At 68.9% G+C, this 7,182-nt stretch carries 8 protein-coding genes; 1 reads left to right on the top strand and 7 read right to left on the bottom strand.

Features of this window, described 5'->3' with window-relative positions:
- Nucleotides 1-708: sensor histidine kinase (locus VD972_RS16660; RefSeq protein WP_324988148.1), on the top strand; the 708-nt coding region annotated here is incomplete at its 5' end.
- Between the two features lie 4 nt (nucleotides 709-712).
- Here the strand turns inward: VD972_RS16660 and sufT are convergent.
- From sufT to VD972_RS16625, 7 genes are read right to left on the bottom strand one after another with little or no spacing between them, the layout of a single operon-like run.
- Nucleotides 713-1,267: a putative Fe-S cluster assembly protein SufT gene (sufT, locus tag VD972_RS16655; RefSeq protein WP_324988145.1), complete on the bottom strand. Its 555-nt coding sequence runs from the start codon at nucleotides 1,265-1,267 to the stop codon at nucleotides 713-715.
- 10 nt (nucleotides 1,268-1,277) lie between these two features.
- On the bottom strand, nucleotides 1,278-1,730 hold the full coding sequence (sufU, locus tag VD972_RS16650) for a Fe-S cluster assembly sulfur transfer protein SufU (RefSeq protein WP_324988142.1): 453 nt from the start codon (nucleotides 1,728-1,730) through the stop codon (nucleotides 1,278-1,280).
- Nucleotides 1,727-2,956, bottom strand: coding sequence for a cysteine desulfurase (locus tag VD972_RS16645; RefSeq protein ID WP_324988139.1), 1,230 nt, complete (start codon nucleotides 2,954-2,956; stop codon nucleotides 1,727-1,729). The genes sufU and VD972_RS16645 overlap by 4 nt, the downstream gene beginning before the upstream one ends.
- Nucleotides 2,953-4,281, bottom strand: a complete 1,329-nt coding sequence (sufD, locus tag VD972_RS16640) for a Fe-S cluster assembly protein SufD (protein WP_324988136.1) — start codon at nucleotides 4,279-4,281, stop codon at nucleotides 2,953-2,955. The genes VD972_RS16645 and sufD overlap by 4 nt, the downstream gene beginning before the upstream one ends.
- Entirely contained in the window at nucleotides 4,278-5,054 is a 777-nt protein-coding gene (gene sufC / locus VD972_RS16635; RefSeq protein WP_324988133.1) for a Fe-S cluster assembly ATPase SufC, read from the bottom strand. The genes sufD and sufC overlap by 4 nt, the downstream gene beginning before the upstream one ends.
- A 2-nt stretch (nucleotides 5,055-5,056) precedes the next feature.
- The gene (gene sufB / locus VD972_RS16630) at nucleotides 5,057-6,493 is read right to left on the bottom strand and encodes a Fe-S cluster assembly protein SufB (protein WP_324988130.1); all 1,437 of its coding nucleotides are present in this window, start codon (nucleotides 6,491-6,493) and stop codon (nucleotides 5,057-5,059) included.
- Nucleotides 6,490-6,972 carry an SUF system Fe-S cluster assembly regulator gene (locus VD972_RS16625; protein ID WP_324988126.1) on the bottom strand — a complete coding sequence of 161 codons (483 nt, stop codon included), beginning with the start codon at nucleotides 6,970-6,972 and terminating at the stop codon, nucleotides 6,490-6,492. Before VD972_RS16625 ends, sufB begins: the two co-directional genes overlap by 4 nt.
- Nucleotides 6,973-7,182: the final 210 nt, after the last annotated feature.

The raw sequence follows: 7,182 nt of genomic DNA, 5'->3' as shown, positions 1-7,182 counted from the left end.
CTGGCTCATGAGATCAACAACCCCCTGAGCTTCATCCTGGCCAACCTCAGCTACCTGCGCTCACAGCTCGAGGCGGACACCTGGCGCCTGAGCCCTCATGACGTGATGGAGCTGCGTGAGGTGTGCGCAGAGTCCTTCGACGGGGCCGACCGCATCCGCCGCATCATCCAGAACATCAAGCTCTTCAGCCGCTTGGACGAGACGCCTCGCACCCGCGTGGACGTGCACGAGGTGCTCGAGCTGGCTCTGGGCGAGGCGCGCCACCTGCTCTCGGAGGAAGTCCTGCTGGCGCGAGACTTCAACAACATCCCTCCCGTCTTCGCCAGCGAGAACGGGCTGCAGCAGGTCTTCTTCGGCCTGCTGGCCAACGCCGCCCAGGCCCTCAAGGAGGGGCCCTCCTCTTCTCCCATCCTGCGCGTGGCCACCTGCCTCCAGGAGGACGGCCGCATCGCCGTCGAGATCCAGGACAACGGCAAGGGCATCACCGCCGAGCACCTCACCCGCGTCTTCGAGCCCTTCTTCACCACCAAGCGCGCGGGCTCGGGCACCGGCCTCGGCCTGGGCCTGAGCGTCTGCTACGGCATCATCCTCGGCCTGGGCGGCGACATCACCGTCGACTCCACTCCCGGACAGGGCGCCTCCTTCCGCATCCTGCTGCCCCAGGCGCCCAGCGAGCACCTCACGCCCGTCCCTCTGCCGGTGGAGTGAGCGTCTACATCCACCCAAGCTCGAGCCGCGCCACCTCTGTCATGCGGCTCTGATCCCAGGGAGGCTCCCAGACCAGCTCCACGTGGGCTTCCTTCACGCCGGGGACGCTGGACACCTTGCTCCGCACGTCCTCCACGAGCACCGGGCCCATGCCACACCCAGGTGCCGTCACCGTCATCTGGATGTCCACCCGCTGGCCACCCTCAGGCAGCGGCGTGGCCTTGCACTGGTACACCAGCCCCAGCTCCACGATGTTGACCGGGATCTCCGGGTCGTACACCGTCCGAAGCTGCTGCCACACCTGCTCCTCGTCGAAGGTGCCCTCGGCCGCTGACTCCGGCTCGGAGGCCTTGGCCTGCGGGGCATACTCCTCGCCCAGCACGGCCGCGTCCTTCGCGTCGATGCGCAGGAGCTGACCGGTCGACTCCGACTGCACGGTGACGTTGCCGCCCAGCGTCTGCATCACCCGCAGATCCGTGCCGGCCGGGAGCATCACCCGGTCCCCGCTGGGAATCAGCGTCGCTTCACACTCGCGATCGAGTACCACCAGCCCTCTCATGCGCCCCTCTCTACTCCGTGGAGATTGACTCCGCCTCACCGCGCAGCGCCGCCCGCAGCGTGTGCCACGCGAGGCTGGCGCACTTCACGCGGGCCGGGAACTCGCTCACCCCCGAGAGGACGGCGAGCTTGCCCAGCGCCTCGGTGTCCACCTCGGCCGGCCCCGCTGTCACCAGCTTGTGCACCTGCTCGAAGAGCTGCTCGGCCTCCTCGCGCGTCCGATCCTTCACCGCCCCCGTCATCAGCGAAGCGGAGGCGCGCGAGATGGCGCAGCCCTGCCCCTGGAAGCCGATGTCCCGGATCACGCCGCCCTCGACCTTGACTGTCACGGTGAGCTGGTCGCCGCACAGGGGGTTGTGGCCCTGGGCGCGATGGTTGGCGCCCTCCACCTCGCGGAAGTTGCGCGGACGCTTGCCGTGATCGAGCACCACCTCTTGATAGAGATCCTGCAGATCCGAGCTCATGCGAACACCTCCCGCACCTTCTGGAGCCCACGCACGAGCGCGTCCACATCCTCCGAGGTGTTGTAGAGCGCCAGCGAGGCCCGGACGGTGGCCGCCACGCCGAAGCACTGCATCAGCGGCTGCGCGCAGTGGTGTCCCGTACGGACGGCCACGCCCTCGCGATCCAGGATGGTGCCCACGTCATGCGGGTGGATGTCCTCCATCACGAAGGACACCACGCCCGAGCGCTCTCGGCCCTGTCCCAGAATTCGCAGGCCCGGGACACGGCCCAGCGCCTGCTCCGCGTAGGCCAGCAGCTGCCGGTCATGCGCGGCGATGGACTGCATGCCCACGCGCTCCAGGTAGTCGATGGCCGCGCCCAGCCCCACCGCGCCCGCCACGTCCGGCGTCCCCGCCTCGAAGCGGAACGGCACCCGGTTGTAGATCGTCTTCTCCAGGGTGACGGAGAGGATCATGTCCCCGCCGCCCTGGTACGGCGGCATGGACTCCAGAAGCTCCTTCTTCCCGTAAAGGACGCCGATGCCCATGGGGCCAAAGAGCTTGTGGCCGGAGAAGGCGTAGAAGTCGCAGTCCAGGTCCACCACGTCCACGGAGAAGTGCGTCACCGCCTGGGCGCCGTCCACCAGCACGGGGATGCCCTTGGCGTGCGCGCGGCGGATCAGCTCCTTCACCGGCACCACGGTGCCCAGCGCGTTGGAGACGTGCGTCACCGCGAGGATGCGGGTGCGCGGGGTGAGCAGCTCGTCCAGCCCGTCCAGCACCAGGTCCCCGTGCTTGTCCACGGGGATCTGCTTCAGCCGTGCGCCCACCTGCTCGCAGAGCATCTGCCAGGGGACAATGTTGGCGTGGTGCTCCAGCGCGGTGATGAGCACCTCGTCGCCCGGGCCCACGTTCTTCCGGCCGAACGTCTGCACCACCAGGTTGATGGCCTCCGTGGTGCCGCGCACGAAGACGATCTCCTTGTCCTCCCTGGCATGGAGGAAGCGGGCGACCTTCTCTCGGGCGCCCTCGAAGGCCGCGGTGGCGCGCTCGGAGAGGGTGTGCACGCCCCGGTGCACGTTGGCGTTGTCGTGGGTGTAGAAGCGCGAGATGGCGTCAATGACGACCTGCGGCTTCTGTGCGGACGCGGCGCTGTCCAGGTACACCAGCGGCCGGCCCCGCACCTCCTGCTGGAGAATGGGGAAGTCCGCGCGCACCTTCGCCACGTCGAGTCCCGCGCCGCTCATGCCACTCCCTCCGGCCGAGCCCCGCCCGGCAAGCGCCCGGCCACGAGCTGCTCCACCCGCGCCCGCAGCGGCTCCAGCGTCACCGCGCCCACCAGCTCGCTGGCGAAGGCATAGGTGAGCAGCTGCTCCGCCTGCGCCCGGGGAATGCCTCGCGCGCGGAGGTAGAAGAGGGCCTGCTCGTCCAGCCGGCCCACCGCCGCGCCGTGCGCGCACTTCACGTCATCCGCGAGGATCTCCAGCTGCGGGCGCGTGTCCACCAGCGCCCCCTCCGAGAGCAGGAGGTTGCGGTTCGTCTGGCTCGAGTCCGTGTGCTGCGCATCCGGCCGCACGAGCACGCGCCCGTGGAAGGTGCCTCGTGACTTACCGTCCAGCACGCCCTTGTAGAGCTCGCGGCTGGTGCACCGAGGCACCGCGTGATCCAGATCCGTGCGGTTGTCGAGGTGCTGCGAGCCGCGGCCCACGTAGAGGCCGTTCAGCACACACTCGCCGCCCTCGCCCGCGAACACCGAGTGCACCTCGTTGCGTGCCAGGGCCGCGCCCAGTGCGAAGGTGTGCGAGGCCAGCCGGCTGTCCCGCGCCTGCTCGGCATGGAAGCTCGCCACGTGGAAGGCCGCGTCTGGCTCCACCTGGAGCTTGTAGTGGTGCAGCCGCGCGTTCTCCCCGAGCACCACCTCGGTGACCGCGTTGGTGAACGAGGCGCCCCCCTCCACCCCGGCGTACAGCTCCACCAGTGCGGCCTCGCTGCTCGCGCCTGCCACCACCACGACGCGCGGGCTGGCCAGCACGGGCACCGCGCCCGCTCCGGATGACAGGAAGACGAGCTGCACGGGGCTGGGAGCCACGGCGCCGGGCCTCACCTGCACGAAGGCACCTTCCTCCAGGAGCGCCGCGTTGAGCGCGACGAACGGGTGCGCCTCCGCCCGAGCCCTCCGGCCCAGCACGGCCTCCAGCGCCTCCGCGTCCTCTCGCACGGCGTCGCGCAGGGGCTTCACCGTCACCCCAGGAAACAGCCCCTCCAGCGAGCACAGCTCGGGCGAGAGCCGGCCATCCACGAAGACGAGCCGGGGCCCTGGCAGGGTGAGCTGCTCCACCCGCGCCTTCAGGTCCACCTTCGTCCCAGCACCCGTGGGCGCGAAGGGACGCGAGACGATGGGCGCCACATCCGTGTACTTCCAGTCCTCGTTCCGAGGCGTGGGGAAGCCCTGGCGCGAGAGCTGCGCGAGGCCGTGCTCCCGGAACGAGCGCAGCCACAGGGGCGTCTCCGCCGCGCGCTCAGCCTGGAAGCGCTGGGCCACATCGAGGTAGTGCTGGAGGCCCGCGCTCACGGGCGCGCCTCCCGGGCCGCGGCCGGGCCCAGCTTCTCCACCCAGGCGTAGCCCTTCTTCTCCAGCTCGAGCGCCAGCTCCTTGCCGCCGGACATGACGATGCGCCCGCCGGCCATCACGTGCACGTGGTCCGGGACGATGTAGTCGAGCAGCCGCTGGTAGTGGGTGATGACGAGCATCCCCCGCTCCGGCGAGCGCAGCGCGTTGACGCCGCCGGCGACGATTCGCAGGGCGTCGATGTCCAGGCCCGAGTCCGTCTCGTCGAGGATGGCCAGGCGCGGCTGGAGCACCGACATCTGGAACACCTCGTTGCGCTTCTTCTCGCCGCCGGAGAAGCCCTCGTTGACGGAGCGGTTGAGGAAGCCCTGATCCATCTGCACCGCCTTCATCCGCTCCTTGGCGAGCGCGAGGAAGTCCATGGCATCCAGCTCCTCCTTGCCCTGGGAGCGGCGCTGCGCGTTGAGCGCGGTGCGGAGGAAGTGGAGGTTGCCCACGCCGGGGATCTCCACCGGGTACTGGAACGCGAGGAACACGCCGGCGGTGGCGCGAGCCTCGGGCGAGAGGGCCAGCAGATCCTTCCCGTCGAAGAGCACCTCGCCCTGAGTGACTTTGTACGTCTCCCGGCCGGCGAGCACCTGGGAGAGCGTGCTCTTGCCCGAGCCGTTCGGGCCCATGATGGCGTGGACCTCACCGGGCTTCAGCTCGAGGTTGATGCCCTTGAGGATCTCCTTGTCCCCGATGCGTGCATGGAGGTTACGGACGCTCAGCAGCATGACTACCCCACACTCCCTTCCAGGCTCACCCCGAGCAGCTTCTGTGCCTCCACGGCGAACTCCATGGGCAGCTCCTTGAAGACCTGGCGGCAGAAGCCGTTGACGATCATCGACACCGCGTCCTCCTTCGAGATGCCGCGCTGCTGGCAGTAGAAGAGCTGGTCCTCGCCGATCTTCGACGTGGAGGCCTCGTGCTCTACCTGCGCGGAGGCGTTCTTCACCTCGATGTACGGCAGCGTGTGGGCGCCGCACTTGTCACCCAGCAGCAGCGAGTCGCACTGGGTGTAGTTGCGCGCGCCCTCGGCGTTCTTGAGGACCTTCACCAGGCCCCGGTAGGTGTTCTGCCCGTGGCCGGCGGAGATTCCCTTGGAGACGATGGTGCTCCGGGTGTTGCGGCCGATGTGCACCATCTTGGTGCCGGTGTCCGCCTGCTGGCGGTGGTTGGCGAGCGCCACCGAGTAGAACTCGCCCACCGAGTCGTCCCCCTTGAGGATGACGCTGGGGTACTTCCAGGTGATGGCCGAGCCCGTCTCCACCTGCGTCCAGGAGATCTTCGCGCGCGCGTGGGCGATGCCGCGCTTGGTGACGAAGTTGTAGATGCCGCCGCGGCCCTCGGCGTCGCCGGGGTACCAGTTCTGCACGGTGGAGTACTTGATGTTGGCCCCATCCAGCGCCACCAGCTCCACGACGGCGGCGTGGAGCTGGTTGGTGTCGCGCATGGGGGCGGTGCAGCCCTCGAGGTAGCTGACGGTGCTGCCCTCTTCCGCGACGATGAGGGTGCGCTCGAACTGGCCGGTGTCCGCGGCGTTGATGCGGAAGTAGGTGGACAGCTCCATGGGGCAGCGCACGCCCTTGGGCACGTAGCAGAACGAGCCATCGCTGAAGACGGCCGAGTTGAGCGCGGCGAAGAAGTTGTCCGAGTACGGCACCACGGAGCCCAGGTACTTCTTGATGAGCTCGGGGTGCTCGCGGACGGCCTCGGAGAACGAGCAGAAGATGACGCCCGCCTTGGCCAGCTTGTCCTTGAAAGTGGTGGCCACGGACACCGAGTCGAACACGGCATCCACCGCCACGTTCTGCATCAGCTTCTGCTCCTCCAGGGGGATGCCGAGCTTCGCGTAGGTGCGGAGGATCTCCGGATCCACCTGATCCAGGCTCTCGAGCTTGGGCTTCTGCTTGGGGGCCGAGTAGTAGCGGATGGCCTGGTAGTCGATGGGGTGGTACTGGACCTTCTGCCAGCGCGGCTCCTTCATGGTGAGCCAGTGGCGGTAGGCCTTGAGGCGCCACTCGAGGAGGAACTCGGGCTCGCCCTTCTTCGCGGAGATGATGCGGACGACGTCCTCGCTCAGGCCGGGAGGCAGGGTGTCGGACTCCACGGCGGTGACGAAGCCGGCCTGGTACTGGCGGCGGGTGAAGTCCTGGATCGTCTCGGTGCTCATGAGAGCCCTCCGGGGCTGGCGGAGCGCGGGGGCATGTTCAGCCCCACCAGACGCTCGACGCGGGGTGTGGGGGCGCACAGGTCGGCCAGCGTCAGCCGGCCCAGCGCGTCGTGGATGGCCTGGTTGATGACGCGCCAGTGGCCTCGGACGCGGCACACGGACTCCAGCTCACACGCGGGCTCGCCCGTCTCCGAGTGCTGCACACACTCGGTGATGGCCACGGGGCCCTCGAGCGCGGTGATGATCTGCGTGAGCGGAATGCTGGCGGCCGGCCGAGCGAGCCCATAGCCGCCCATGGCGCCGCGGTGCGACACGAGCATCCCGGCGGTCTGCAGCCCCTTGAGCACCTTGCTCACCGAGGGCAGGGGCACCCGCGTGGCCTCGGCCAGCTCCCGGGCGGTGCGGGTGCTGCCCTCCTCCCGCGCCAGCTCGGTCAGCAGCACGAGGCCGTAGTCGGTCATCTTGCTCATCCGGAACATCCGGTTCTTCTCCAGTGCGCGGGGGCGCTCCCCAGGCTCGCGCCGCCTCTCTACTTAAACAGTACCAAATCGGTCCACATTAAAATGGGAGGGGGTGTCGGCTGGACGGCCGACGGGGGGACGTGTGAAGAGAGGACGTTCCCTGGAGGAAGCCCGCCCATGCGCCGATCTGACTCGATGCTCTTCGCCGCGCTCGCTCTGGCCGTGGTG

Source organism: Hyalangium sp. (assembly GCF_035629615.1).
GTDB lineage: Bacteria > Myxococcota > Myxococcia > Myxococcales > Myxococcaceae > Hyalangium.
The sequence above is the reverse complement of the archived record's forward strand: the minus strand, read 5'-3'. Positions and strand labels throughout refer to the sequence as shown.